Origin of the sequence: Crystallibacter degradans (assembly GCF_012952295.1) — a bacterium.
Classification (GTDB): Bacteria; Actinomycetota; Actinomycetes; order Actinomycetales; family Micrococcaceae; genus Crystallibacter; species Crystallibacter degradans.
This window is the reverse complement of sequence record NZ_JABBCH010000061.1, coordinates 1-1,424: the sequence shown is the minus strand read 5'-3', so window position 1 is coordinate 1,424 and position 1,424 is coordinate 1. Positions and strand designations below refer to the sequence as shown.

1 protein-coding gene is annotated in these 1,424 nt (G+C 63.6%); it reads right to left on the bottom strand.

Features of this window, described 5'->3' with window-relative positions; genetic code table 11:
- Positions 1–3: 3 nt before the first annotated feature.
- Entirely contained in the window at positions 4–1,314 is a 1,311-nt protein-coding gene (locus HGO92_RS23100; RefSeq protein ID WP_169999080.1) for an ISL3 family transposase, read from the bottom strand.
- Between the last annotated feature and the right edge of the window lie 110 nt (positions 1,315–1,424).

Genomic DNA, 1,424 nt, shown 5'->3' with positions numbered 1-1,424 from the left:
GGCTCATCGGAATCGAGAGTGTAATCCGGGTCTGAATCCTCCGGCTTCGAGTAGTGATCTGGCGATGTAGTTGGTTAGGTTGCGGAATCCGAGTGCTGAGCCGCGGAGGTGTTCGAGTCGCCCGTTAATCGCCTCGGTGGGGCCGTTGCTGGTCCCTGGTCGGTCGAAGAACGCCAGAATGTCCGTCGCACGGCGCTTCAGGGTTCGACCGAGCGTGATCAGCTCTGTCAGTACGGCGGGAACCGAGCGGCTGAGGGCATGGATCACTGCTTGCATAATCTTCTTTCCGGCTTTCCTGTCGGGCTCCCTGTAGGCGCTGATCATGCGTTGGTAGATGCCCCAGGTCGCTTCGACCTCGACGTGCCTGTCATCTGTGAACAAGTCCGTGAGCCGTGCGGTCTGCTTCTCGGTGAGCAGCCCGGCGCCGGTGTGTAGCGTCCTTCTGGATTTGTAGAGCGGTTCGCCCGCGCGGCCGCGGTGCCCGTGGATCTGCTGCTGGACCCGCTGCCGGCACCGGTCCAGGGCGTCGCCGGCCAAGCGGACGACATGGAAGGGATCCATCACCGGTGCCGCGTCGGGCAGCTCTTCGGCGGCGGCTGTCTTGAAGCCTGTGAACCCGTCCATGGCCACGACCTCGATTCCGTCCCGCCACTGCTGAGGCCGGTCGCCGAGCCACTGTTTGAACACCTGCTTCGAACGGCCCTCGACCATGTCCAGCAAGCGCGCCGATCCCGTGCCGTCCCGGATCGGAGTGAGGTCGATGATCACGGTGACGTACTTGTCCCCGCGCCGGGTATGGCGCCAGACGTGCTCGTCCACGCCGATGACCCTCACGCCGTCAAAGCGGGCCGGATCATCGATGAGCACGCGCTTGCCTTCTGCCAGGACAGCGCTGTTGGCGGTATGCCAGGACACTCCCAGGCCTGCCGCGATCCGGTTGACGGTGAGGTGGTTGATGACGATGCCTTCCAGCGCCCACCGCAGCCCCTGACGGGAGATTTTCGCCCGTGGCTCGGCTGCTTTCGAAGTATCTTGCCGCCACGTCCGCCCGCAGCCGGTGCACCGGTAGCGACGGACCCGCACCAACAACGTCGTCGGCCGCCAGCCGAAGGGCTCATGCGCAAGTCTTCGCTTCACGGTATCCCTGGGCACGCCTGGAGAACCACACCCATGGCACCAGTCGTCCGGGTCATTCACCCGGCATTCCAGCACCACGTACTCGGTACGCACTTGCTGGCCGACGGCCCGCAGGCCAAGTTCATCGAGACGGCAGAATGTGGTCAGGTCAGGAGCATCGAAGGTAGCGTTAGGCAAGTCGAGGTCTTTCGGATGGACAGTGTAGGAACTTCCATCATCGAAAGGCCTCGACTTTTATCCGGGGACCGACGCGCCAACGCTAGTTACACCCTCGATTCCGATGAGCC